Annotated in this window: 1 protein-coding gene; it reads left to right on the forward strand. The window is 32.0% G+C overall.

Features of this window, described 5'->3' with window-relative positions:
- The coding region (locus tag BKB51_RS21020) for a hypothetical protein (RefSeq protein ID WP_218044114.1) at positions 1-259 on the forward strand (259 nt) is incomplete at both ends.

The following is a 259-nucleotide window of genomic DNA, read 5'->3' on the forward strand; positions in this document are numbered from 1 at the left end:
TAACAATAAAATATTTAAGAAATACCCATTTAAATCGCCTTTTCCCGAAGATAACCAGCATGAAACAGGTCCATTGAAAACTGCAATCAAAATCGCAGATAACGAGCTACTTTTTCCCTTAGAAGATTATTTCTATAAATTTAAAAGTAGTTATTTCGCCAAGGTTTACCTTCATGATAATTATGCGACTCATGATCCTTTTATTTACTCAATGAAAAAATCTCAATCTTCGCATATCTCAGATTGCTCTGTTGCTTAC

The sequence above is a fragment of the Kiloniella majae genome, assembly GCF_002118315.1.
Lineage (GTDB): Bacteria > Pseudomonadota > Alphaproteobacteria > Kiloniellales > Kiloniellaceae > Kiloniella > Kiloniella majae.